Consider the following 24,047-nt stretch of genomic DNA (forward strand, 5'->3'; position numbering starts at 1 on the left):
ATGTATCATTTTAACATCTTTGTATCACCATGTTCAAGTACAATAAACTGTTTTTGCTCTTTATAATATTCTTAAAGTTTTAAATTATTAAAGATAAAACTATTATTTATTTTAACAAACTGTCAACCAATACCTCAATACGTTCATTGTCCTCTTCCTTAGGATTCCAAAGCGGTTTAACTTCCTCATCTATCACATTAAAACCTGCCGATTTCAGCTGTTCCTTAAGCACCTTTACACACTCGCCCGACCAGCCGTAGCAACCGAATGCGGCAGCCTTTTTATTCTTAAACTTAAGTTGTCTTAAAAACTCAAGCCAGCCTGCCACACTGCTGAGTACACCACAGCCTACAGTCGGAGAACCTACAGCAACAGCCTTTGATTTAAATACTTCAGTCATTACCTCATTCTTATCGGACTTTGAGATATTAAATACTTTGACTACCGTATCGGGGCTCTTTATATGAATACTGTCTGCAATCTTATGTGCGATCTTTGCCGTACCTTCCCACATTGTATCATAAACTACAGTAACCTGATCTTCCTGATAAGCCTTAGCCCACTGTGCATACTTCTCTACAATCTGAAGCGGATTTTCTCTCCAGATAGCTCCATGAGAAGGTGCAATCATATCAAATTGCAGATTAAACCCTGCAATCTCCTCAAGCTTCTTTTGAAGTATCGGTGCAAAAGGATTCAATATATTTGCAAAGTATTTCATTGCCTCTTTCCAAAGCAGGCACTGATCCGCCTTATCATTAAAAAGCTCCTCAACCGCATAGTGCTGTCCGAAGGCATCATTTGAGAACAGGATATTGTCACCTGTCATATATGTAGCCATACTGTCAGGCCAATGAAGCATACGCATCTCTACAAATACAAGTTTCTTGCCGTTTCCTATATCTATAGAGTCTCCTGTCTTTACCACATGGAAATCCCAACCACGCTTACCGTACTGACCTTCTATACTCTTGACTGCATTAGCTGTGCAATAAATAGGAGTATCGGGAATCTCTTCCATAAGAGCTGTCAAAGAACCTGAATGATCACACTCACCATGATTTGCCACAATAAAATCGATCTTATTTAAGTCAATTTCTTTCTTTAAGTTTTCCACAAAATCAAAACGATGCGGTGTCCATACTGTATCAATCAAAACTGTCTTCTCTTCTTCAATCAAGTAGGCATTTTGGCTGGATCCGTTTATTATAGAATAATCATCACCATGGAAACTCTCAAGCTCCCAATCCAAATATCCAACCCAACTGACATTTCCTTTTACATGCTTTCTCATAATATTCCTTTCCTAGCCTTAATATAAAAGCTACCTAAAAACAAACAGACATATCATCTGTAAACAATATTTTCTATACTTTCAGTATAGCACCCCTGACTTTAATTTCCGTGATATTTGATACATAATAGAAATGCATACAAGAAAAATCCGGTATGCATCTTAAAATCACTCTATTTCATTTTTACTTACATCAATCTTTAACTTACCGTCTGCTAAGAATCTGATCTCATTTGCATCAAGCGGTGTATAGATTCTTGATGTCAGAACCTCTTTTCCTTTATTTACAAAAATCTCGATACTGAATCTGTCTACAAGAACGCTCAAAGACAATTGTCCGTCACAAATATCAATATTTATCTTTCTCTCATCTATTGCATCTTTACAAAGACCTGAAAATCTCCTTGAAAACTTCAAAGTTTTCTTTTTCATATTTATCTTTATAAATGAATTATATTCATCATTGGCCACCAAAAATAAAGTCAACTTATCGGCATCAATATTTTCAATATCAAAGTCAAATCTTGCTGCTCGTGAATTCAAATCATTATCAATATACTCTTTATTCCTGTTTAAAATAAAGCTTGTATGATATTTATTTTTATAATGACTTTCAAGCTCTCCTGCCGGCATCTGATGAATATCATTACCCTCTAACCTAAGCTCTCTGGGAAAGGTCGTCTGTCCGCACCACTTTGCATCATCTAAAGTCAAATCATTGCTCCAGTCATGAAGCCATGCAACAGACAGAGTCCTACCGTCTGCATATAAACTTTGCGGTGCGTAAAAATCAAAGCCGAAGTCAAAAGTCTTTCCCCTGCCGTTCGGTATAAACTTATAACTGCTCTTATCATAAGTTCCGACAAAATATATTACCTGATGCCCGTTAAAATACTTTCTCTTCCTTGCCTGCATCCCCATTACAGAAATAACCAATACATACTTATTGCCAAGCTTAAAGAAATCAGGGCATTCCCACATCTTGCCGTACTTTCCGTCATTTTCAAACAGTATTCCTACATACTTCCATTCAAGTAAATCCTTTGACTCAAATAAAAGTATACTTCCAAAACCTCTGTCATTTTTTGCACTTGCTATACAGTAGTATACATTATCTTCTTTCCATATCTTGGGATCTCTAAAGTCAACTCCGCCAAAACCTTTAGGTAATTTATCTATACCGATAACAGGTTTATCAGAAACGGCTTTGTAGTTTACTCCGTCCCCTATCTCTACAGTCTGTTCCTCTTTATCATTACTATGGACTGTATACACAAGTATATGCTTATCATTATCTGTTATTGCCGTGCCTGAAAAGCACTGCCCCTTTATCTCATCATCAGGTGCCAATGCTACCGGCAATCTGTCCCAGTTCACAAAATCTCTTGTCTTTGCATGACCCCAATGCATAGGACCCCACTTTATATCATAAGGATTATATTGATAGAACAGATGATATTCACCGTTAAAATATGAAAAACCGTTCGGGTCATTCATCCAACCTATATCCGGCGTAAAATGGTACACCGGTCTGTCACTATCCTTTATTTTTGATTTGTTCTTACTAAAGTATTCATCTGCCTTTTCTTTGTTATTCATATCAATCTTCTTTCTTATCTGTAGTCATTCCCTGTCTGAAATATATATCAAGTACTTTTGTATTTCTGTCCACTCTTTCTCCATTGATAATGGCATGCAAACTGTCCACCGCCACCTTTGCCAACTTATCAATGGGCTGAACTATAGCACTAAGACTTGGGTATGCCGTATTCAGCACAAAGGTTCCGTCATATGCCACTATTTTCAAATCCTGTGGAACTCTCTTGCCAAGACTCAGTGCTTTTTTCATATAAAGCAGTGCATGAGTATCGGTTGCAAATACACCGTCTACATTCGGATACAGTCTAAAAGCATCATCTATATTTTCTTCAATATACTCATAGTCAAATCTATCCATAAGCGGCTTATACTCTCTACATATAATTCCGGTCTTTTTTATCTCCTTTGCAAAAGCTGTATGTCTCTTTATAAACGGATAATTCTTAGTAGTTGCATCTGTGAATTGCAGCACTTCTTTGCAACCGCTCTCTATCAATGCTTTGGCGGCCAGCTTTCCGCCTTCTTCATGGTTTACAGTCACCACCAAAATATCATCATTTAACTTAGGAGTATCAAAACCTACTATAGGTCCCTTTATCTTCTTGTAGCTGCTGTAATCAAGTGTATGAGTTCCGGTGATTATTCCGTCCACCATATTTCTTTCAAGCATTTCAAGGTAAGCTTCTTCATTTGTAGACTCTCCGGTAGTATTGCAAAGCATTGTCTTATAGCCATACTTTCTAAGTCTGCTTTCCACTTCACTACAAAGTGTGGCATAATACGGATTTCCGATTGCCGGAGTGATTACCGCCACAATATTTGTCCTGTTCCTAAAAAGATTTCTGGCAAGCTCATTCGGCTTATAATTCAACTCCGCTATAACATCTTCTACTTTTTTTCTGGTCTTATCTGAGACATAGCCGCTGTCATTAATTACTCTGGAGACTGTTCCGACTCCTACACCTGCCCTCTTTGCAACCTCCTGTATACTTGACATAACTCCTCCATCTACATATTCTTAATAAAATTTAACCCTTTATTCCTGTAGATGCAATACCCTCTACATAGAATTTTTGCATGAATATGTACATTATAATCATAGGAATGGATGCGAGTGTCAATACCGCCATAATAACACCGTAATGTATAGGGCTTACTCCGACAAATATCTGTACTGCAAGCTGTACGGTTCTTTTTTCCTCTCCTGTAGTAATAAGGAAAGGCCACATAAAGTCATTCCATCTGGATACAAAGTCAAGTATAAATACCGTTGCAAACACTGTCTTTGATATCGGCATAACAATACTGAAATATGTCCTGACAGGTCCGCATCCGTCCACCTTTGCAGCTTCTATAAGTTCATCCGGTATACTGATAAAGTATGAATAAAACATATATATGGAAAAGCAATTCATCATAAAAGGAATTGTAAGACCCATCATTGTATTTACCCAACCTAATTGAGCCATCTCAATATACATAGGAAGTATAATAGCTTCAACCGGCATTGACATAAGTGCTATTACAATTGTAAGGCTTATGCCTCTAAATCTATACTTTAACTTTGCAAGTGCATAACCGAACATGGAGCCAAGTACTAAATCACCTAAAAGTACTATTCCTATATAGAGTAAGGTATTTTTTAGTATTGTAAATACCTTTAATCTTTGGAACACCTCAACATAGTTTTGTAAGGTAAAGTGAGCAGGTATAAATGTAGTAAGTGAGTTCAGATTTGAAAAAATCTCAAGCTCAGGCTTAAATGATGAAGCAAGCATCCATAGAAGCGGAGATACAAATATAAGACCCACTATAATATTGCCAAGATAAAATATAACATTTCCAAGTACCTTATTTATCTTTTTATTATTCATATTCCCTCCTAATTTGTCCTGCTTATTCTTTTAACTACAATTGACAATGTAACAACTATAATAAAGAAAACTGTAGCTATACTACAGGCATATCCGAAATTACCCTTTTGAAAACCTTGCTCATAAATATAGAAAACAAGTGTTTTTGTGGCATTTCTGGGTCCACCCTTAGTCATAATATATGGCTGTGTAAACAGCTTCATAGCCTGTATAAGTGTAATCATAAGTACATATTTTATGGTGTTTACAAGTCCCGGCAAAGTAACATAAATTAGCTTGGCAAACCAATCTGCACCGTCTACGCTTGCAGCCTCATACTGCTCACCCGGTATTGCATTTAAACCTGCAATAAAAATCATCATCTGATATCCTGCGCCCTGCCATGCCGACATAAATATAATGGAATTCATAGCAGTCTTGGGATTATTCAAAAAGTCAATCGGTTGCAATCCTATACTCTTTAAAAATGCATTAATAAGTCCGGTGTTTGCATTTGAGTTATAAAGTATTGTCCAAAGTACTGCAATGATTACCATTGATGTTATCTGCGGGCTGTAATAAAGTGTTCTGAATACCGCAACACCCTTTTTCTTACTTGATACCATAAGTGCGAGAATTAATGCCAATATACACTGCACCGGCACTACAATAACCGTAAAATATATTGTATTTTTCAGTGCTACATAGAAGTTTGCATCTTTAAAAAGTTTTACATAGTTATTAAAGGCATTAAATTTTATATTGTCAGGACGCACTACCTGATATGTAAAGAATGAATAGTAAACAGTATATATAATCGGAATTATCAAAAAAGCAATCAAGAGAATAAGTGCAGGTGATGACATTATAAAGCCTGCAATATTATCACCATATTCTCTTTTACCCTTTTTACTTAGCTTTGCCTCCATATTACTTCCTTTCTACAAAAGGCTTGGCATCCCGCCAAGCCTTCTAAAACTACAATATTATACAATTATTTCTTATAGTACATTTCATAGTTCTCATCAAAGTTCTTTGCTACATTGTCAAGCTCATCTTTTGCATTTGAGCCTGAGAAGATATTTAACATTGCTGTTGAAAAATCTGTTGAAAGCACTGAATATGACGGTGTTCTCGGTCTTGATACACCTGTATTTTGTAACTGCCACTTCATAAGAGCTCTTGCACCGCTGTCCCAGCCTTCCATCTTATCATAAGATGATGTTCTTGATGCAGGTTTTGCAACTGCACTTGCATAAGATGCAATATTATCGCTGTTCATTGCCCACTGAAGGAACTTACCCGCCGCATCAGGATTCTTTGAATCCTTTGTAATAGCGGCAGCCCAGTCTCCTGTAGGAGATGCAGCCTTGCCGTCATCTGCTACAGGGAAGTATGAAACACCCCAGTTAAGATTTGACTTCTCAAGATCTGCTATATTCCATGAACCGCCAAGCAGTGTTGCCGCTTTACCGTTTAAAAATTCATCCTTTACAGGGTCAAGGTTTGCATAGCCGTTCTTGATAAACTCATTGAGATACTCCGCTGTCTTAACACTTGCATCTGAATTTATATATCCGTCAGCCTTAGAACCGTCATCACTTACAAACTGTGCTCCGCCTTCTGTAAAGAACTGACCAAGTGCATAGATAATACCCTCGCCCTTATCCATAATGATATTGGTTCCGACATAGTCGGCTGTTGTAAGCTTTTTTGCATTGTCAAGGAACTGACTCCATGTCCATGCCTGCTTTATATCTGTATCTGAAGGATATGGTATACCTGCCTTGTCAAGGTAATCCTTGTTGTAGAAAAGTGCTACCGACGACTCTGTAGGCGCTATTGCATAAAGCTTGCCGTCATATGTATCGGCCTGTACCGTACTTGGCATAAAATCCTTCAGATCATCTGCCGGAAAATAACTGTCAAGCGGTACTGTAATACCGTTTGCCGCATAGTATGAAACCATAGGTCCGTCTACATACAATATATCAGGAAGATTTCCTGATGTGGTAGCTGTAGTAATCTTATTCTCATAAGCATAAGCATCAGCTCTGTCAATAGCCTCTCTCTTAACCTGAATATCCGGATTTTCTTTATTCCACTGATCAATCTTCTCTGTCCACCATGCTTCAATAGCTGCCGTATCTGTAGGGCTCCATATGGTCACATTGGCAACACCTTCTGCACTCTTTGATTCAGAAGCTTGAGTACTTCCTTCACTGCCTGTATCCGCCTGCTTCGTTGCACCGGCATTATTTCCACATGCCGCCAACATACTTCCAAGTGCCAAAACACCTAAAGTTTTAAAAACTCTCTTCATCAATACTACCTCCTCAGTATTTATTGCTGCTAAATTAACACAACATTGTTCTCTCACAAACCCATTGCATAACTGCCAATTTGTTCAATTTTTATTTTGAAATATTGGCAAAATTATTATACTGCCTCTTTATGGAACGCGTTCCATATCTTATAATTGTATTTTATCATATACAACTAAAATGTCAATATATTATTTAAAATATCTTTTTGTTATTTTTTTATCATTTTCTACTAAAATATAAAATCATCTTTTTTACCTCTTTACTGTATTATAAATATATAAAAATCTTTCCTACTAAATACAACCTGAAATTTCCCAAATTTAAAAATCCATATCACTTTTAAATGATATGGATCTCAATATCTAAATCGTATTCATTCTTATAAATCTAAAATCCCAGAAAATCATTTACCAAGATTACATGTATTCTGTCCTTGTGGCGTGAATATCTGGTAATTAAAAACTGGCAACAAATGGTATCAGGAGATTTACAATCCGAGCATTTCCCCGTTATCTTACAAGGAGTGTTTATATCAAATCTTTGTGTATTTGCAACCGCCGCCACATTTCTGGCACGTTTCATCGCACTGTCCATATCTGAGCATATCTTATTTATACCTACTATAAAAACCACTTTTTTAGGTCCCTGTGCAATACATGAAACACGGTTTGCATTTCCGTCAATATTTACAAGTACCCCGTCATCAGTCATGGCATTCGCACTTGAAAGAAATATATCGGCATCATAAGCTGCAAGCAATGCCTCTCTAGGTTCCATCTTTGCCCTGTCCATATAATTGTATTTTCCCTGTTCAAGTGCCGAAATCAAGCCTATTTCATTTGCACTCATACAGCCTCCCATAGCGATACTGCTGTTTTCAGGGATAAGTTCAAGCGCAATCTTTAATGCATCTTCCTTATCCTTTGCATAATACCCCGTCATATTTCTGGACTTTAAACCTTTAATTACGGTAGCCGCCAACAATTTATTTCTTTTTTTTAAGTTCTCGTTCATATTGTTCTCCTCTACATCAGCACTGCTTGGTCAATTATTATTTGAGCATTGACCTAAGATATCATTTAAATTATACATCCTTTTTTACAAATCATAAACCTTTATACCTGTATTCAGAGCAAATATCTACCTGTTTAAAACATAAATTTTAAGTAAAATATCTCCTTAACAGCCTCTGCTTATTTTAAAGCTTTCCGCTCTTTCAAGTGATTTATCTATATTCTCACAAAAGTTTTCCCTGCCGACTTTTTCAATAAAACCTGCCTTTTCCATAACCTTCATAGGCTGTTCATTCACATGTGAGAATATCAGGTTTATACCTCTTTTTTCACAGAGCTTAAGTAATTCTTCCAAAGCTTCCAGTCCTGAAATATCCATTGCCGGAACATTTCTCATACGCAATACCAGTACATTCTTACCTTCTTCATGAGGTATATTCATCAAATCCTTTGCAGCTCCAAAGAACAATGCTCCAAAAATTTCATATACCAATGTATTCTTCGGTACAAGCTTTAAATCATTATCTTCACCGGATTTATCTACCCATTGGCGCACATTTGCAATATCAGACATACGCTTTAAAAATAAAAATGCCGCAAGTATCATACCGAATTTTATTGCCATTACAAGGTCAAATAATACAGTTAAAAATAATGTTATCAAAAGAACTGCTATATCGCTTTTAGGTGCGGTCTTTATTATATTAACTACACTTCTCCAACCGCTCATATTATAACCTACCATAATAAGAATAGCTGCCAGACAGCTCATGGGAATAAGTGATGCATATGGCATAAGAAAAACCAATATCAAGACCAAAGTAACGGCATGAATCATACCTGCCACCGGCGTGCGTCCACCGTTTTTTACATTGGCGGCGGTTCTTGCAATAGCACCTGTTGCAGGAATTCCTCCAAATAATGCGGACATTATATTTCCTATTCCCTGACCGATAAGCTCTGCATTTGGGCTATGATGACCGCCAATCATACTGTCTGAAACCACACAGGATAAAAGTGATTCTATAGCTGCCAATATAGCTATAGTAAATGCCGGAGAAATCATTTGAGAAATCAAAGAAGGGGATATCTCCGGTACTGTAAATGTTGGAAGCCCCGATTTTATTGTGTATAAATCTCCTATTGTTTTTACCGGAAGTTTTGCAAAACCTACTATGACTGTAGTAACAATAATTGCCACCAATGAACCGGGTATTTTTTTAGATACCCTCGGCCAAAATATCTGAATCAGCAGAGCAAGCATACCAATCATCAATGTTTCTAAAGATAATGTATGAAAGTTTTCACCCAATACAATCATTTTTTCTATAAACTCAGCCGGAACCGCTCCCATCTCCAATCCAAAGAAATCTTTTATTTGTCCTGCCACTATACTTACCGCAATACCGAATGTAAAACCGACAGTTATTGTTTTCGGTATAAACTTTATAAAATCACCAAGTCGCAAAACTCCCATAATAATGAGCATAATACCTGCCATAATTGTTGCAACTGTAAGTCCCGCCATACCGAACTGTGCCACTATTCCATAGATTATTACAACAAATGCCGCCGTCGGACCTCCGATTTGAACCCTGCTTCCGCCGAGAAATGAGATGAAAAATCCTGCAACCACTGCGGTATAAAGCCCCTGTTCAGGATTTACTCCGGATGCAATAGCAAGCGCTATGGATAAAGGCATAGCAATAATTGCTACTATGATTCCTGAAATCAAATCTTTCACAAACTGCTCACTGTTATAATCCTTTAATGCTGTAAAAATTTTCGGCTTAATATAATTAAAATTCACATTTCCTCCCATATATTCTTTTGAAATTTTGCATACATGCACTGAATATACCGGAAATTATAATAGCACAGTGAAATTAAAAACTCCATCTTTAAGCCTATGATGCGGATATATTTTTATATTAAAGTATATTTCCAAGTATTGCTATTATCCAAAGATGCACCGGATAAAATATATAAAAGAACCATTTTCCTCCCTTTCTTCCTTCCTCATTATTATAAAGAAATATAAAAGGAATCACCATAAAGGTCATCCAGTCCGAATTTACACAGAACATATCAATTCCCTGTGAACACAATTCCAAACCTCCATAAAAGAAAAACATTAATACGCTGTATAATCCGATAAAAACAGCCTGCTTTAACTTGCTGCCATGGAAAAAATATGCAACTATAATAAAAGGAATAAGTTGCATTCCACCTTCAAGTGTCATTCCCTTTCCGATAGGAAGAGGCACAATACTTATAGCAAGAGAAATAACAGTTATAAAAACTGCCAAAATATTAAATAATATTTTTTTCTTTTGGCTGTCTTCTTTTGCCATATCAAAGAACCATATAATTGTAAATCCTAATGCCAAGGTCAAAAATATATTGTCATTAATTCCCCCTTCCTTCCAAATCAAATATGATAACTCGTTTCCAATCTGCATAAATACTGCAAATATCCAAAGTCTCATACAATATTTCTTTTTTGACCCGGTATGAAAAAAGCCGTCCACCATCAGCCATGCAAATAAAGGTGCTACAAATCTTGTAATCAGATGTGCTACACTGCCAATCACTGCCGAAAATCTAAAGTATGCATTATCAAGTACCATAAATACCAATGCTATATCTTTTAACTGTTTTCTGTTAAGTCCAATTTTCATATTGTTTATCTTCCTTTCCTACTGACAAAAAATTCAGTTTGTCTAAATCTTTTTATTTGTATACGCCAATAATACAGGAAAGTTAGATTTTGAAAAATCTATAAACATAACAAAAAGTGACATTTCTGTCACTTTCAGTATGGTTTTTTTATATTTAAAACAGCTTTATTTTCTTTCAGAAACTTTATCTTTATTTTTCTTAAGATAAATCTCCAATGCTTTATTATCCTCAAATATTTTATATGAAATCCTACATTATATTTTAGTATCCGAATTCTTATATTGTCCGTGTCTGTTGCTTCTTCCACTGCCATAGCTTATTGCAAACTTCGGACATCTATGTAGACAACCTAAACACATCTCACATTCTTCATCTTTCCATACCGGGTGATCACCTTCCATAATTATCGCTCCGACAGAACATTTTTTCTCACATAATTTACATCCTATACATAAATCCTTATTTACAGATAAATTATTTGTGTTTCTTTCTGTAGCATACATAAATGCTGACGGTAATGCTGCCACAAACTTTGGTAATTTCTTTTTGGTAAAGTCTCCGCCTCTCTTTAATTTGATATTCTCAATAACTGTTTTAAGCTGAGCCTTTCCGTCATTTAACCACCTGTCAACCCTCTCTTTATTTGTGAGATTAAAAATCGATGTCCATGTATCAGGCATTATCACACTGTAGTATACATCAAATTTTTGACCTTTTCTTTTTAAAATTTCTCTTGCCATAGCTACCAGCTGTCCGGTAGAAGTACCATAGCTCGCAAGAAGAAAAGTATATTTGCAATTATCTATTGTAATTTTTTCTAAAAATTCTGTTACAATTCTTGGAAGCCTCCAAAAATACGTCAGAGTTATAATACCCAATATTTTTTCATCTTTGAATAAGTATTTACCTTCCCTAATACAATCCACTATAGATATAGCTTTATCATCAGTTTTTGTTGCAATTTGCTCTGCAATATATTTTCCGTTGCCTGTTGCACTAAAGTATAAAATCATCTTATTTCCCTGCGTATTCTCTGATTTTATAAATATTATACAAAGGAATATTTGTCATCCATTCCTGCTCACGATAATCTGACATAGATGTACGAACAGCATACTTTGGATGATACTTTTCACAAAAGGCTTTAAGACTCTTTGCTCTCAAATTCTCTTCCGCTTTCACCTCTAGAGGAATTATAGATGTTTTGCCTTGAATCATAAAATCTATCTCTCCGCTTGAATTAGATGTGGAATAATAATAAGGCTCTATACCTTCCGATGCAATAAGTTGCTGCAAAACATATTGCGCTGTCAATGCTCCCTTAAATTCGGTAAAAATTCGGTTACCGTCAATAATCACTTTAGCATCCAAATCTGTCATAGCTATCAACAGACCGATATCAAGCAGATACACTTTAAATGCATCAAGGTCAAGATATGCTTTCAACGGAAGCGCTACTTTTCCTACTCTTTGTACCTTATGGATCAACCCACAATCTAAAAGCCACTGTAATGCAAGTTCAAAGTCCTTTGCTCTTGAACCCTTTCTAACTTGTCCATAGATATATTTTTTATTTTCTTTTGCCAACTGCATTGTAATAGAATCCCACACAAGATTTAGTCTTGGAACAAGTGAGACTTCAGCATGCTTTGAAAAGTCTTGTTGATAATAATTCAAAAGGTTTTTCTGTATTTCTCTCACTTGTTTAAAATCTTTACTGTCAACATAAGTTTTTACAACCTCAGGCATTCCACCTACATAGTAGTATTCACGAAGTCTTTCTATATATTTGGTCTTAAACATTGTTATCATATCCGTATCATCACTTTGGAGTACATTTGCAAAACGTTCTTCACCTAAAGCATATAAAAACTCAATAAAGGTCAATGGGTAAAGATCCATAAAGTCAACCTTACCTACAGGAAATGATGTTCCTTTATGAAGAGTTACACCTAATAATGAACCTGCCGCTACTATTGCATACTCCGGTGCATTCTCACAAAAGTATTTCAATGAAGAGAGAGCCTTTGGTACCTCTTGTACTTCATCAAATATCAATAAAGTATTTTTTACATCTATAGAAACGCCTGTCTCTATACTGATTGCCAATAAAATCCTTTCTATATTGATATCGCCCTCAAATACCTGCTCCAACCTTTTATTATTATCAAAATTCACATAAGCAACTTTTTCAAAATATGTTCTTCCAAACTCCTTCATCAGCCAGGTTTTTCCAACCTGTCTTGCCCCTCTGATAATCAAAGGCTTTCTATTCTGTTTATCCTTCCATTCTATAAGTTTTTCAAGTGCAAAACGCTTCATAAGGTCTATCTCCCAAAATACTTCTATCAAAAACATACTCTTTTTTATATATTAGAGGTTTAAAAGCATTTCGTCAACATTTTTAAGGCCATAAAAATGTAGTCTATTACGCTTTTAAGACCTTAAAAATGTAACTTACTACACTTTTAAGGCAGTAAAATCGTTTTCTGCTTATAAATCTGAATTTTTTAAGCAGCTCATCAGGTTTTGTTACCAAAATACTGCCCATTACAGTTACACCTCTTTTAAAGAATGCATCGGGTATCATACCTGCTGTAGGACCTATAACCAAAATATAGTCACTTTCCTGCAATAATATATTCATACTTTATTTCCTTTCCGTCTAAAACTCATCAGCACATACTGATGTGATTAATTATAGAATGCAATACTTTCCACATTGACTATTCATTCTAACCTAATTTTATATACTATTCCTTTACATCTACATTTCAATATATAAAGTGATATAATAATACACAGTTTTATAATATTTTCAAATAATCAAAGGAGATGAATGTAATGGGATTTTTTATATCTACATTAGCCTTTGGTATATTTTCACTGCTATGCTTTATTTTAGCCGTTTTTATATACTTTAGACTGCTGATAGCTGTTTGTACTTTTAAGAAGCTCCCTAAATGGATATATGCCTTAGGTCATATACAGATTACAAGAAGGTCTGTTCAATTTGACGATATTACAGATAAACTCGCACTTATAGAGGCGAGCGTTTTTATGCTGTGTATTATTTTAGTTAATATAATAGTTACCGGTGTGAATTATTTCAAATTACACAATATTGGAAAAGCAATTTTTTTCTGTCTACAAATGCAGTTTGCTATAATTATGGCTGCGATAATACTTTCCGGAATTACCAGACCGCTTATACATTTTTTTATACCCTCATACCGTACAAAATATTCTTACTCAACTACCAATGCGTTGGATGTACTTATGTTTTTCGCCTCATTTGCATTCACTTTTTTTATATCTATAGCAGGTATTCCGGCAAAGCCTGTAAATGTACAGATAGCAGGAACTGACGTTATTATCGGCACAACAAAAGCATCCACTCTTCTTGATAACGGCTTTACATTTAAAGACAAAGATGTAGACAGTGAGATTATAAATACTCGAAACGACCACTTTTACTATGGAGAATATTTGGAATTATATCTTGGTGATAAGTCTTTCGGTCACGTATGTGTCACACCTACATGGAAGGATTCGGACGAGCTGAAAAACTGTACTGTAACATTATTTAAGGCTACACCTGATGATACAGATTTATCTGCCGTAAAGATTAACAACGTAGCACTGTCGGATTTAGAGCTTAGTGACTTTGAAAATGAAGATTTGATAGATATTTTTTCACTGCATCCGACAGATTATGATGAGATGAAAGGTCCTTATTATTTTGTACTTACATTGCAAACTCATGACTATTCTCTTTGGAAACGCTATCGTATAGAAGCTGATTTTAACTCCGATAACAGTCTTTCATACTACACTGTTATGGCACAGCATACTATATGGGAATAAAAACGGAAGCTGTCGGGAAATAAGTAATTTTTCTTGAATCTCTCCGTCGACTCTACAGCGATACAATAATGTAGAATCATGAAAAACAGCCAATTTCCCGTCTTTGGAAAGTTTTATATCAAGCTCAACAGCACTTGCACTCAGGTCAAAGGCAGCCTGCATAGAATGAATTGTATTTTCAATATAATCATGTGTAGGCACTTCAATCATAGCCGCAGTGTTGCTGTTCCAATCTGTATTTGTTTCATCAAAACCTGAGCCAACCCTCTATGTGACAAAAACTTATAGCCTGTATTATCCTTTTTACTGAATAAACTTGTATTGTTTAGCCACAATAAGATAAAAAATATTGCAATAATAAATATCTTCTTATTTTTTCTTTTATTCATACCATATACCTAAGTATAGTCTTTTGTTTTTCTGTAACAGCTTTACTTGTTAAATATATCTCTCTGTGATAGTCAGAAGTTCTTGTCAGATTTGATTCATTTGCAAGTTTGTCTATCATTTCAAAAGACTCAGGCTCATTATCATAACTTCCTATATGTAAAATCTGAATAGATTTTCCGTCTTCTATTTCCTCAAAGCTTATCTCATCATATAAAATATTCGGCTTTTTCTTTTTTACATTATTAAAAGCCTCAGTAAATACATCCCCTGTAATAAAATCCGGCTGTTTAATCATCAATCTGTATTTCAGCTTATCTTTATCAAAGCCCTCCCCATCAGCCTTTTCCCAAATTCCCTCCAATGGATATACTGTAAAATCAGTGATTTCATTATCTGCTTTTGTCTTTGACATATTTTTAAAAAGCATTTTGATGGCATAAGCAAGTGAATATAATGCCGATATTCTATCTGAGAAATCCGACTCATTAGGATTTCCTTCTCCATTTATAATAATAAATTTTTGCTTTGGAACATCTACAATTACAGGCTTTTGCTTTGGAGCATATAAATCCTTCTCCTGCTTTCTCCACTCGTATTTCATTTTTATTCTCCTTGTGTTTTTATTTTTATTATACATAAGAAAACCCGACATCATCTGTCATGTTATCTTTTTTTCGATATTTTATTTATAATCTCTTTAAGCTACAATCTTATTTCATTTGGCTCCGATACCTCCACACTGTCTTTAAATTCCGCTCTTTTATCAAGCTTTAACTTAACACTCACTTTTAATCTTATTATAACAGAGACAATTCGGTATCTGACTTAAAAAGTTCTTAAAGAATTTTGATGAAATTCCAAATCGACTTTTATACAAATATCTAGTACAATTATATCAAATTTTCGGGAGGTGAAAATAATGTCCAAAAAATATTCATCAAAACTTGTAGGTCTTTTATATTTTTTAGCTGTATTAATTTTTGCCATATTGGCATCATCCTGCTCATCAGGCAAAAAGCCCTCAGAAGTTTCACAGGAAGATATAGATGAAGATACAAATTCTAATGACAGTAAAGGTTCAAATACCTTTGAAGCCGCAAAACTTTCTCTATATTTAAAGGGTGATAATCTGTATATGGTACGCTATGATAACTCTGAAATTATAGATTTAGGACCTTGTACAAATAACGGAAGTGTTATGAAAAAGTTTTCTATAAAAGGGTATAACAAAAAACTGGATTTATTTTGTTCCTTTTCAGATTATGACGGCAAAACCTATACTCTGTATACATCAACATCTAAATCACCTACAGAGCGAACTAAGGTAGCTGACAGTGTTACGATACATTCAGCCTTGAAAAACGGTGATATACTATATATTTCAAATAAAGAGCTGTTTTTATATAAAAATGGTAAAACAGTCAGTCTCTTTAAAGAAAAAGAAGGAATGAAATATATTCTTTCTGAAAATCAGGATAAGCTTTTAATTATTCCGAGTAGAGACAGTTCTGACAAAGAAAACTCGGCAAATGTATATTTAATTGATATATATACAGGAAATACTACAGTATATTCGAATGTCAACACAAATTCTTTTAACTATTCTTATGAACTTGATAGAATATGTTATTTTAAGAATAATACAATATATCAATTGAAAGATGGGAACTCAAAAGAAATAGTAAGGGGGATTGAAAAACCATATAATTACATTACTTTTGCTTCTGACAAGGTCATCTATACGTCAAAGGCTGATGAACCAACATCTCTCTATAAATTCGACTTTAACGGCAATGAGGAATTAATCAGTGATTCACTTGAAAAATTTGTTGACTTTGAAAGAAGAGAAGATTTACTTGCATATACAGAAAAAAATTCCGAAGGCAAAATTATTCTAAAAGTAGCACATAATGGTAAAACACTGGGAGAGTATGAAGATATAAAAGGAGATCGTGATGTAATTGATGAAGCACTCCCTTTTAAATCAAAATATTGGTATTTCTTCTCTGAAGAAAATAAGAAGCTTTGGAGAGTTGCTTTGGAAGGTAGTTCAAAAGGTGAAATTGAGCTTGTAAATGAAAATATAACTGGGTTTTCCGATTTGGCTTATGCTCAAAGCCATAAAGTGGAAAATGATAATTTATTGTATAGAGCAAAAATCGGGAAAAATGACTATAATTCTTTATTCCTGGATGGAAATATTATCAATGAAAATGTGGGCAAATATTATTCATCAGCAAATTTGGAAAATAATGATAATGGCGAATATATTATATATTATGACACACTTTCACAAACTTCATATGAAGATGATAATGAAACCTATCATATTTGGGAAAATGGTAAGGATACTGTAATTGCAAAAAATGTAAAGGACTATAACGGATTTCTTCCATATCGGAACAAATTCGAAAGAACTTATTTTTTAACCGACTATGACTATAGTAAGGGAACAGGGCTGTTAAAACAGTATATCAATGGAGAACTTAAAGATATCGATAGTGAGGTAAAGGGCTTTGTGCGTAATAACACAAGTTCTTTTAGCACCATTTTTGACTAATTTATGTAGTTAATATAAGCTATTCTCCACCTCACTTTTGTATTTGTCTTCAAATACTGTAGTCTTATAAAAAGTCTGCTAAAATAAAAAATTGCTCAATCAATGTAGGTTGGGCAATTTTTATTATGATTTTTATTTCAGTATACCTTTGCCATCATATATTCATCTACAAATACACCGTCCACAAACATAGTATTCTTTTTAGTACCTTCGATTACAAATCCCTGCCTTTTATACAAGTTTATGGCAATAGTATTTGTTATCTCGACAGTTAATTCCAATCTTTTTAAATAATTTTCCTTTGCCCATTCCTCAAGTTTATCAAAGAGTTTTGATCCGATTCCCTGCTTTTGAAAGCTCTGCCTTATTCCGATAACAATATATGCCGAATGTCTTGTTCTTTTATATTTCCCTCTTTGAGCTGAAAGAAAGCCTATAATTTCTCCATCATTAAAAGCCGCTATAAAATAATCGTCCTTATCTCCCAAGATTTCTTGCATTTTCTTTTTGTCAAAATGCCTTTCATCCGGCTCAAGCATCATAAACTTTGTTTCCCGGTCTATATTTTTTAAACAATTAAAAAACGGCTTTGCTTCATTTGTATTTATTCTTCTTATCTGCATAAACTTACCCCACAAACAGTATTTTAAAAATGCCTTGATAAATAATATCTATTTATTACGGTAAATCACTATCCTTTCAGCACTTTTTCCAAAGAAATGATAACCTGAGCCTCCCTCACTGATAATATCAAGCAGTTCATCAGGCTTAGTTACTAAAATACCGCCCATTACGGTCACACCTCTTTTAAAGAAAGCATCAGGAATCATACCGGCAGTCGGACCTGTAACCAAAATATCGGCACCGGGTTTGCACATAGCTAACAAATCAGGTAATGTGTCATTTAGAATGGTCACGCCTGTAATAACATTAAGGTCAGCATGTGGCAAATACAATCCGGCATCCTTTGACGGTGCAAAATGCTCAAGTTCCTTACCCTTTAGAGTACGTGAATCCATCTCAAGAACTTTAAAATCGGCATCCGCTGCAAGAAGTTTTTTAAGCATAGGTACCAAAGCACCTATAACTACGCTTTTTTTACCATGTGGAATTTTCATCACATCAAATGAATCTACATCAATCTCTATTTTATAATCTAAGTCCTTATTTTCCTCCCAGTAACAGGCTGAAAGTGCATTAAGTGTCGCAATTGCAAGTGTCTTTCTAAGAATATTTGCATGTGACAGGTCATCCAAATAGCTCTTTACACTTCTTCCGCTTAATTTACCTGAAAGTGGCATTGCCTTTGCAGAGCTTGGGCAACATACCGCCTCAGGAATCTCCTTAACAGGAGTAAAGCAAAGTCCTCCATGCCCTGTATTTATCTTTACCCCTGAAAAGAACAGTCCGAACACCGCCCTTTCAACCACCATATTTTCCAATCTTTCTCCAAAATATTCTCTAATAATTTTAGATGTTTCTTCAAGTAATATATTCATGTTTGCCTCCTATTATATGGATTTCACCCAGCCTTTTCCTGAGTTTCCATACAATTTCTAATTATCGTACTTATATAATCCCTTTTTTCTATGGATGTATGCAGTTGCAAATGTCATTGAAGCTATATATCGCTCTCCTCTGTATTCCGGACTTGTCAAAACCGGCATAGAGTAGTATGCATTCTTTTTATTCTTCAAATCTATATACCGCTTGCCGCCTATATGCTTTCTAAAAGTTTCTTCGATATATACCGTTAAACAGTCCAACATTTCAGCATCATCTATCAAATCCTTTATATCACTGTAGTTTGTGAGAATCCAATTTTTAATCTCCCATATCCTTTTACCTAAATTTTGTCAGAATATATTTTAATATTCTAAACTTTAGCAAATTAAAAGGTGCATATCGTATAGGTAAATCAAGCATTGTTTCATTCCATACTACACTCTTTTTATGACTGAATGTATCAAAACCGTACTTGCCATGATATGAGCCTATTCCGCTATTACCCACACCTCCAAAAGGCATATAATGATTGGATACCTGAATAACAACATCATTTACACATCCGCCACCATAGGAAATACTCTTAATTATATGTCTTGCCGTTTTTTCGTATTTTGTAAATACATAGCATGCCAAGGGCTTCTCCCGCTCTTTGATTGTTCTTATAAGCTTTTTTATATCATCATATTCTATTATCGGAAGGAGCGGGCCGAATATCTCTTCTTTCATAATCTCATCTTCAAAATCCGCTTCCGGTAAAACAGCCGGCTCAATCTTTCTACTAAACTCATCAGCCCTGCCTCCAATTATATTCTCCTCTACTTTTATCAGATTTAACAGCCTTTTATAATGATGTTCGTTTATTATTCTTGGATATGTATTACTATTTAATGCATCATGATATCTTGACTTTATTTCTTTTAATATACATTTGATAAGCTTTTCTTTTACACTGCTATGTACCGCCACATAATCAACCGATACACAGGTCTGTCCTGCATTAAGGAGTTTACCCCATACTATACGCTTTGCCGCAATTTTGATATTTGCCGATTCATCCACAATACAGGGGCATTTACCCCCAAGTTCCAAAGAAACCGGAGTAAGATTTTTGCTTGCGGCTCTCATTATAATCTTGCCCACTCTTGAACTTCCTGTAAAAAATATATAATCATACTTTTGATACAGCACATCATTATAATCAATATCCGAATCCACACAATATATATAGTTCTTATCAAATGTATTATTGATAATTTCTTTAATCAGATTAGATGTATATTTACTTTCTTTGGAGCATTTTATCACTGCACAATTTCCGGCTGAGATTGCCGCTATAAGAGGGGCTATTGCCAGATTAAACGGGTAATTCCAAGGCGACATAATAAGTACTATACCATAAGGCTCTGAAAACACATAATTCTTGGCGGGAAATGTACCTATAGTTCCCCTTGCCCTCTGAGGTCTGCTCCATTCTCTCACTTTTTTTAATGCCTCATCCAACTCAGCATATACCATTGCAACTTCACTCATATATGCCTCTGATTTTGACTTTGAAAGATCATTATATAATGCTGATAAAATCTTTTCTTCATTAGCATTGATAATCTTTTTTAATCTTTGCAGCATTTGTAATCTGTATTCCACCGATTTGGTTGTATTAGTATTAAAGAAATCTCTTTGATTTTTAATAATGTTTTTTAACTCTTTGCCGGTATCCATAAGTCCCCTCCTTAATTTAAACATTTTATCTTTTATACTTTACCTTATTTCACTCTGTCCAAATTGTTTTTTGCTATTCTAAAGCCTAAATCATCAATTTTAAATTCCGGAAAACTCTTCCTTCTTGAAGTGGCACCACAAGCTCTTTCTTCACTCGCAAAACTACCACCTCTGAATATACGATAGTTTCCATATCTTTTTTCATCATAAAGATCAAAGCACCATTCCCAAACATTTCCAATCATATCAAAAAGTCCAAAACTATTTTCCTTCATCATTTTAACTTCCTGTAATCTTTTATTTGAGTTTTTATCATACCAGGCTGTCTCTTCAATATCTCCATATCTATAACCCTTTTTATTCCCCCTGCATGCATATTGCCATTCTGCATCTGTTGGCAATCTGAATCCGTTTTTTGAATAGTCAACTGTGGTTTTTTCTGAAACAGAATTTAAAATATAACATTTTTCCAATCCCAGCTTTTTTGAAAGTCTGTTGCAAAATTCTATTGCTTCCACCCAACTTATATTAACCACCGGAAAATCCCTTATTTTGGCATCACAATCAATGCCTGTTACATAGCTATACAATTCATTGGTTACAGGTGTTTTCAGCATTAAAAAAGATGAAACATACAGTAATTCTTCCCTTGTATTTTTAGGCTTCCTTGTCCCCGGAGCTGACATTTTATAATCGGAACTTAACCATTTGACAGGATCGACAAAGTCTCTTATTAATTCCTGCCCTTTGGGGATTAAAACCATATTTTCTTTTATATATTCAGTTAAGTTCATTTAATATTTCCTCTCCGTTTATAATATTTAACAGTATATTCTATGGCTTTATTATATAGCTTTTTAAAATTTTTGTCAGTTCAAGTCTGTATATTTGCTTATTTGAATAATAATTCCAAACCATCATAATCGATATAAGTATTTGTAATAGTTAGGTATAATTATGTAACATTATTTGTCTATGTTACAGGATTTATAGGAAGAAAATAATTTTCTTATTACTCCCCTATACTAACAAAACAGCCACAAATTAATAAAGTTTATGACTGCTTTTATTATTTGTACTTCATCCACTACAGCCTACAAACCATAATATAGTCCTCTTTATTTTCCCGAACAATTTCAAATCCGACATTCTTATACATATTAAATGCATAATTTTTCTTTTGCACTGATAAGGATACTTGTTTATAGCCCTGCTCTTTTAATTTTTTCAGTATCTGTTTCACCATTGTGGTACCAATTCCCTGATTTCTGAACTCTTTAAGCAGGGAGATGGAAAGTGAGGGCGTCTCATCATCTATATGACCATAATCATTAATTATACGAGTCCACGCAGCCCCTACTATTTTCTTAGATACTTCTGCAACATAACATAAATCCGTCTTTCCTCCAAAATCAGAAATATATATATTTAAATCAGGATGATTTATTATATCTTTTGGCGGCGGTTCCACCCCCTCCGGAATAAAAATGGCTTCATATAAAAATATTTCCAATATCCTAACCTCATCTTTTTTTAATTTTCTTATTTTATAGTCCATATAAACCTCCTCCGGCATAATTTAACCTTTTAACAAGAAAAACAGTAAACTTTTTTTGATTTACTCTTCATCCGGTCGCTATGTTGTGACTTCTTATTTGATTTTTGAGCCTAACAAATATTCAATATCCTGTCCCCGGCTGCTTTTCTGATAATTGTGTACCTCAAGAACCTTTGCCTCTGTCTTAGGATAAGAATAATAAGGAGCTATTTCCTGTATATTAATAATAAACCCTAAAAGTATCAGAATAATAGATATAATCACTATTCCTATCCAAATTGATTTTACAATAAATTTTTTCATAATCTCTGCTCCCGGTTAAATGGCAATACTATACATGCTGTACATTTATATCTTCCTTGCCACAAAATAATATCTATGTGTTCTTCCCCTTATAACCCCTTCTTTTTCTAGGACTTCCTGTGCTTTAAACAGTTCTTGCTGATACTTTTCTACACAAAATCCCGGGAATTCCCACTCAATAATCCTTGCAAACCATACCAACGCTCCCACATCATAAAATTCAATAGAGCCGTGGGATTCTGACCTTTCTAAAATTTCAAAACCTTTATTTTCAAATTCTTTTAATGCAATTTCTAAATAAGCTTCCTTGAATGGGATCTCTATATCTCCAAGTAAAAGCTCAACCAATTCTCTGTCATTTTGGGCACCTACTTGCTGTGTAAGAAAAATCCCACCCTTTTTTAATACTCTTTTAATTTCATTTACATCATAATCACCATGTCGATTGGTTATTATATCAAAGCATTCATTTTCAAACGGAAGTCTGTCTCCTCCATCACAAGCTTTAAAATTTATTCCTAAGGGCAACAACCTTTTCTCACATATTTTTATATTTGGCTCATAGCCTTCAATTGCCGCAGACAGATTAGGATTATGGTTAAAGGATAAAAGAAATTCTCCGCCACCTGTTTCCATATCCAAAAGATAATCGCTTTCTCTCAGATAGTTTTTTATTACCTCATAAAAATCCCAGGAAAAATCTTCTTCCTCTTTATAACGGTTTCTGATATGTGAAAAATCCCAACCTTTAATATATGCTGTTTTCTGCTCGTAAATCCAGGAATTTAAAAGTTCCGATGTTCTCTTTTCATTCATAAATAAATCCTCCACAGCTGTCAGATATTATTCCAACACCTTAACAATATCATCAACTGATATACCCCTACTCATCACCAAAGAATGATTACCGCTTTCATCACATAAAATCACTTCTTCTTTTGCACTGAAATAAGTTCCAAGCCATATAATAAATTTTGCATAATCATTTATTCTATCCTTTGAATTAAAATAGTCTATCGCAAAAGCACATCTGTTCCTGCTCATTGGAAGATTAAATTGATACTCATCTTCCCATAACATATTGTAATTAAACTCATTGTTTTCAGATATAATGACATTGGGAAATCTTTGTTTTATATCCCTGTTAAATTTTCCCATATCAAAATCATAATTTTCTTTTTCTTTCAAACCAAAAAACATGTTACTGGCATTTTTCCCCCTTTTGAACTCTACTTACCGATATACTTTATTTTATCCCTACAATTACCAAAACAGCAAGTATCAAAATACAGTATTGAGGCAAACTTTTATGGAGACGATACCCCTTCACATTATTCGGTAAGAACACAAAATATAATATGTGAGTAAAATTT

25 protein-coding genes and 1 pseudogene are annotated in these 24,047 nt (G+C 34.5%); 2 read left to right on the forward strand and 24 right to left on the reverse strand.

Going from position 1 to position 24,047, the window contains the following annotated elements:
• Window positions 1-106: 106 nt before the first annotated feature.
• The 12 genes from HMPREF0381_RS12875 to HMPREF0381_RS16020 form a co-directional block, all read right to left on the reverse strand.
• Window positions 107-1,294, reverse strand: a complete 1,188-nt coding sequence (locus tag HMPREF0381_RS12875) for an oxygen-binding di-iron domain-containing protein (RefSeq protein WP_008752443.1) — start codon at window positions 1,292-1,294, stop codon at window positions 107-109.
• A 168-nt stretch (window positions 1,295-1,462) separates the two neighbouring features.
• Window positions 1,463-2,893, reverse strand: a complete 1,431-nt coding sequence (locus HMPREF0381_RS12880) for a glycoside hydrolase family 32 protein (protein WP_008752444.1) — start codon at window positions 2,891-2,893, stop codon at window positions 1,463-1,465.
• A 1-nt stretch (window position 2,894) separates the two neighbouring features.
• The gene (locus tag HMPREF0381_RS12885; RefSeq protein WP_008752445.1) at window positions 2,895-3,890 is read right to left on the reverse strand and encodes a LacI family DNA-binding transcriptional regulator; all 996 of its coding nucleotides are present in this window, start codon (window positions 3,888-3,890) and stop codon (window positions 2,895-2,897) included.
• A gap of 31 nt (window positions 3,891-3,921) precedes the next feature.
• Window positions 3,922-4,767 carry a carbohydrate ABC transporter permease gene (locus HMPREF0381_RS12890; protein WP_008752446.1) on the reverse strand — a complete coding sequence of 282 codons (846 nt, stop codon included), beginning with the start codon at window positions 4,765-4,767 and terminating at the stop codon, window positions 3,922-3,924.
• A gap of 8 nt (window positions 4,768-4,775) precedes the next feature.
• On the reverse strand, window positions 4,776-5,675 hold the full coding sequence (locus tag HMPREF0381_RS12895; RefSeq protein ID WP_008752447.1) for a carbohydrate ABC transporter permease: 900 nt from the start codon (window positions 5,673-5,675) through the stop codon (window positions 4,776-4,778).
• Window positions 5,676-5,740: 65 nt separating this feature from the next.
• Window positions 5,741-7,069: an ABC transporter substrate-binding protein gene (locus HMPREF0381_RS12900; protein WP_040461472.1), complete on the reverse strand. Its 1,329-nt coding sequence runs from the start codon at window positions 7,067-7,069 to the stop codon at window positions 5,741-5,743.
• Window positions 7,070-7,460: 391 nt separating this feature from the next.
• Complete coding sequence (locus HMPREF0381_RS12905) at window positions 7,461-8,087, reverse strand: lactate utilization protein (protein WP_008752449.1); 627 nt, start codon at window positions 8,085-8,087, stop codon at window positions 7,461-7,463.
• A gap of 165 nt (window positions 8,088-8,252) precedes the next feature.
• Window positions 8,253-9,908 carry a SulP family inorganic anion transporter gene (locus tag HMPREF0381_RS12910; protein WP_008752450.1) on the reverse strand — a complete coding sequence of 552 codons (1,656 nt, stop codon included), beginning with the start codon at window positions 9,906-9,908 and terminating at the stop codon, window positions 8,253-8,255.
• A 109-nt stretch (window positions 9,909-10,017) separates the two neighbouring features.
• The gene (locus tag HMPREF0381_RS12915) at window positions 10,018-10,767 is read right to left on the reverse strand and encodes a TraX family protein (protein WP_008752451.1); all 750 of its coding nucleotides are present in this window, start codon (window positions 10,765-10,767) and stop codon (window positions 10,018-10,020) included.
• Window positions 10,768-11,022: 255 nt separating this feature from the next.
• Window positions 11,023-11,781 carry an EFR1 family ferrodoxin gene (locus HMPREF0381_RS12920; RefSeq protein WP_008752452.1) on the reverse strand — a complete coding sequence of 253 codons (759 nt, stop codon included), beginning with the start codon at window positions 11,779-11,781 and terminating at the stop codon, window positions 11,023-11,025.
• A gap of 1 nt (window position 11,782) precedes the next feature.
• Window positions 11,783-13,090, reverse strand: coding sequence for an ATP-binding protein (locus HMPREF0381_RS12925; protein ID WP_040461478.1), 1,308 nt, complete (start codon window positions 13,088-13,090; stop codon window positions 11,783-11,785).
• Window positions 13,091-13,196: 106 nt separating this feature from the next.
• Window positions 13,197-13,415 (reverse strand): Rossmann-like domain-containing protein, encoded by a 219-nt coding sequence (locus HMPREF0381_RS16020; RefSeq protein ID WP_008752454.1) that lies wholly within the window; start codon window positions 13,413-13,415, stop codon window positions 13,197-13,199.
• A gap of 197 nt (window positions 13,416-13,612) precedes the next feature.
• Between HMPREF0381_RS16020 and HMPREF0381_RS12935 the strand changes: the two genes are divergently transcribed.
• The gene (locus HMPREF0381_RS12935) at window positions 13,613-14,635 is read left to right on the forward strand and encodes a hypothetical protein (RefSeq protein ID WP_040461481.1); all 1,023 of its coding nucleotides are present in this window, start codon (window positions 13,613-13,615) and stop codon (window positions 14,633-14,635) included.
• Here the strand turns inward: HMPREF0381_RS12935 and HMPREF0381_RS15515 are convergent.
• From HMPREF0381_RS15515 to HMPREF0381_RS12945, 3 genes are read right to left on the reverse strand one after another with little or no spacing between them, the layout of a single operon-like run.
• Window positions 14,594-14,845: a glycerophosphodiester phosphodiesterase family protein gene (locus HMPREF0381_RS15515; RefSeq protein ID WP_008752456.1), complete on the reverse strand. Its 252-nt coding sequence runs from the start codon at window positions 14,843-14,845 to the stop codon at window positions 14,594-14,596. The genes HMPREF0381_RS12935 and HMPREF0381_RS15515 overlap by 42 nt on opposite strands.
• Complete coding sequence (locus tag HMPREF0381_RS15520; RefSeq protein ID WP_008752457.1) at window positions 14,842-15,024, reverse strand: hypothetical protein; 183 nt, start codon at window positions 15,022-15,024, stop codon at window positions 14,842-14,844. Before HMPREF0381_RS15520 ends, HMPREF0381_RS15515 begins: the two co-directional genes overlap by 4 nt.
• Entirely contained in the window at window positions 15,021-15,626 is a 606-nt protein-coding gene (locus tag HMPREF0381_RS12945) for a GyrI-like domain-containing protein (protein WP_040461484.1), read from the reverse strand. The genes HMPREF0381_RS15520 and HMPREF0381_RS12945 overlap by 4 nt, the downstream gene beginning before the upstream one ends.
• Window positions 15,627-15,944: 318 nt before the next feature.
• Here HMPREF0381_RS12945 and HMPREF0381_RS12950 point away from each other — a divergent pair, with 318 nt between their 5' ends.
• Window positions 15,945-17,585: a hypothetical protein gene (locus HMPREF0381_RS12950; protein ID WP_008752459.1), complete on the forward strand. Its 1,641-nt coding sequence runs from the start codon at window positions 15,945-15,947 to the stop codon at window positions 17,583-17,585.
• 137 nt (window positions 17,586-17,722) lie between these two features.
• Here HMPREF0381_RS12950 and HMPREF0381_RS12955 read toward each other — a convergent pair whose 3' ends face one another.
• The 9 genes and pseudogenes from HMPREF0381_RS12955 to HMPREF0381_RS12995 all read right to left on the reverse strand — a co-directional run bounded on the left by HMPREF0381_RS12955 (window position 17,723) and on the right by HMPREF0381_RS12995 (window position 23,862).
• The gene (locus HMPREF0381_RS12955; RefSeq protein WP_040461488.1) at window positions 17,723-18,208 is read right to left on the reverse strand and encodes a GNAT family N-acetyltransferase; all 486 of its coding nucleotides are present in this window, start codon (window positions 18,206-18,208) and stop codon (window positions 17,723-17,725) included.
• A gap of 48 nt (window positions 18,209-18,256) precedes the next feature.
• A complete protein-coding gene (locus HMPREF0381_RS12960; RefSeq protein ID WP_008752461.1) occupies window positions 18,257-19,084 on the reverse strand; it encodes a DUF364 domain-containing protein in 828 nt (275 codons plus the stop codon).
• A 23-nt stretch (window positions 19,085-19,107) separates the two neighbouring features.
• Window positions 19,108-19,417 (reverse strand): annotated as a pseudogene (locus tag HMPREF0381_RS12965) (hypothetical protein); the annotation flags it as partial.
• 10 nt (window positions 19,418-19,427) lie between these two features.
• Window positions 19,428-20,813, reverse strand: coding sequence for an aldehyde dehydrogenase (locus tag HMPREF0381_RS12970; RefSeq protein WP_040461491.1), 1,386 nt, complete (start codon window positions 20,811-20,813; stop codon window positions 19,428-19,430).
• Between the two features lie 44 nt (window positions 20,814-20,857).
• Window positions 20,858-21,607: a formylglycine-generating enzyme family protein gene (locus tag HMPREF0381_RS12975; RefSeq protein WP_008752464.1), complete on the reverse strand. Its 750-nt coding sequence runs from the start codon at window positions 21,605-21,607 to the stop codon at window positions 20,858-20,860.
• A gap of 293 nt (window positions 21,608-21,900) precedes the next feature.
• Complete coding sequence (locus HMPREF0381_RS12980; protein WP_008753711.1) at window positions 21,901-22,371, reverse strand: GNAT family N-acetyltransferase; 471 nt, start codon at window positions 22,369-22,371, stop codon at window positions 21,901-21,903.
• A 93-nt stretch (window positions 22,372-22,464) separates the two neighbouring features.
• Window positions 22,465-22,674, reverse strand: coding sequence for a hypothetical protein (locus HMPREF0381_RS12985; RefSeq protein WP_008752466.1), 210 nt, complete (start codon window positions 22,672-22,674; stop codon window positions 22,465-22,467).
• A 45-nt stretch (window positions 22,675-22,719) separates the two neighbouring features.
• A complete protein-coding gene (locus HMPREF0381_RS12990; RefSeq protein ID WP_008752467.1) occupies window positions 22,720-23,490 on the reverse strand; it encodes a class I SAM-dependent methyltransferase in 771 nt (256 codons plus the stop codon).
• Window positions 23,491-23,517: 27 nt separating this feature from the next.
• Window positions 23,518-23,862, reverse strand: a complete 345-nt coding sequence (locus tag HMPREF0381_RS12995; protein ID WP_242824438.1) for a hypothetical protein — start codon at window positions 23,860-23,862, stop codon at window positions 23,518-23,520.
• Window positions 23,863-24,047: the final 185 nt, after the last annotated feature.

Source organism: Lachnoanaerobaculum saburreum DSM 3986 (assembly GCF_000185385.1).
GTDB lineage: Bacteria > Bacillota > Clostridia > Lachnospirales > Lachnospiraceae > Lachnoanaerobaculum > Lachnoanaerobaculum saburreum.

Excerpts from the sequence above, each read along its gene's own strand:
- HMPREF0381_RS12875 (WP_008752443.1), bottom strand. The coding sequence starts at position 1,294 with ATGAGAAAGCATGTAAAAGGAAATGTCAGTTGGGTTGGATATTTGGAT.
- HMPREF0381_RS12880 (WP_008752444.1), bottom strand. The coding sequence starts at position 2,893 with ATGAATAACAAAGAAAAGGCAGATGAATACTTTAGTAAGAACAAATCA.
- HMPREF0381_RS12885 (WP_008752445.1), bottom strand. The coding sequence starts at position 3,890 with ATGTCAAGTATACAGGAGGTTGCAAAGAGGGCAGGTGTAGGAGTCGGA.
- HMPREF0381_RS12890 (WP_008752446.1), bottom strand. The coding sequence starts at position 4,767 with ATGAATAATAAAAAGATAAATAAGGTACTTGGAAATGTTATATTTTAT.
- HMPREF0381_RS12895 (WP_008752447.1), bottom strand. The coding sequence starts at position 5,675 with ATGGAGGCAAAGCTAAGTAAAAAGGGTAAAAGAGAATATGGTGATAAT.
- HMPREF0381_RS12900 (WP_040461472.1), bottom strand. The coding sequence starts at position 7,069 with ATGAAGAGAGTTTTTAAAACTTTAGGTGTTTTGGCACTTGGAAGTATG.
- HMPREF0381_RS12905 (WP_008752449.1), bottom strand. The coding sequence starts at position 8,087 with ATGAACGAGAACTTAAAAAAAAGAAATAAATTGTTGGCGGCTACCGTA.
- HMPREF0381_RS12910 (WP_008752450.1), bottom strand. The coding sequence starts at position 9,908 with ATGGGAGGAAATGTGAATTTTAATTATATTAAGCCGAAAATTTTTACA.
- HMPREF0381_RS12915 (WP_008752451.1), bottom strand. The coding sequence starts at position 10,767 with ATGAAAATTGGACTTAACAGAAAACAGTTAAAAGATATAGCATTGGTA.
- HMPREF0381_RS12920 (WP_008752452.1), bottom strand. The coding sequence starts at position 11,781 with ATGATTTTATACTTTAGTGCAACAGGCAACGGAAAATATATTGCAGAG.
- HMPREF0381_RS12925 (WP_040461478.1), bottom strand. The coding sequence starts at position 13,090 with ATGAAGCGTTTTGCACTTGAAAAACTTATAGAATGGAAGGATAAACAG.
- HMPREF0381_RS16020 (WP_008752454.1), bottom strand. The coding sequence starts at position 13,415 with ATGAATATATTATTGCAGGAAAGTGACTATATTTTGGTTATAGGTCCT.
- HMPREF0381_RS12935 (WP_040461481.1), top strand. The coding sequence starts at position 13,613 with ATGGGATTTTTTATATCTACATTAGCCTTTGGTATATTTTCACTGCTA.
- HMPREF0381_RS15515 (WP_008752456.1), bottom strand. The coding sequence starts at position 14,845 with ATGATTGAAGTGCCTACACATGATTATATTGAAAATACAATTCATTCT.
- HMPREF0381_RS15520 (WP_008752457.1), bottom strand. The coding sequence starts at position 15,024 with ATGAATAAAAGAAAAAATAAGAAGATATTTATTATTGCAATATTTTTT.
- HMPREF0381_RS12945 (WP_040461484.1), bottom strand. The coding sequence starts at position 15,626 with ATGAAATACGAGTGGAGAAAGCAGGAGAAGGATTTATATGCTCCAAAG.
- HMPREF0381_RS12950 (WP_008752459.1), top strand. The coding sequence starts at position 15,945 with ATGTCCAAAAAATATTCATCAAAACTTGTAGGTCTTTTATATTTTTTA.
- HMPREF0381_RS12955 (WP_040461488.1), bottom strand. The coding sequence starts at position 18,208 with ATGCAGATAAGAAGAATAAATACAAATGAAGCAAAGCCGTTTTTTAAT.
- HMPREF0381_RS12960 (WP_008752461.1), bottom strand. The coding sequence starts at position 19,084 with ATGAATATATTACTTGAAGAAACATCTAAAATTATTAGAGAATATTTT.
- HMPREF0381_RS12970 (WP_040461491.1), bottom strand. The coding sequence starts at position 20,813 with ATGGATACCGGCAAAGAGTTAAAAAACATTATTAAAAATCAAAGAGAT.
- HMPREF0381_RS12975 (WP_008752464.1), bottom strand. The coding sequence starts at position 21,607 with ATGAACTTAACTGAATATATAAAAGAAAATATGGTTTTAATCCCCAAA.
- HMPREF0381_RS12980 (WP_008753711.1), bottom strand. The coding sequence starts at position 22,371 with ATGGACTATAAAATAAGAAAATTAAAAAAAGATGAGGTTAGGATATTG.
- HMPREF0381_RS12985 (WP_008752466.1), bottom strand. The coding sequence starts at position 22,674 with ATGAAAAAATTTATTGTAAAATCAATTTGGATAGGAATAGTGATTATA.
- HMPREF0381_RS12990 (WP_008752467.1), bottom strand. The coding sequence starts at position 23,490 with ATGAATGAAAAGAGAACATCGGAACTTTTAAATTCCTGGATTTACGAG.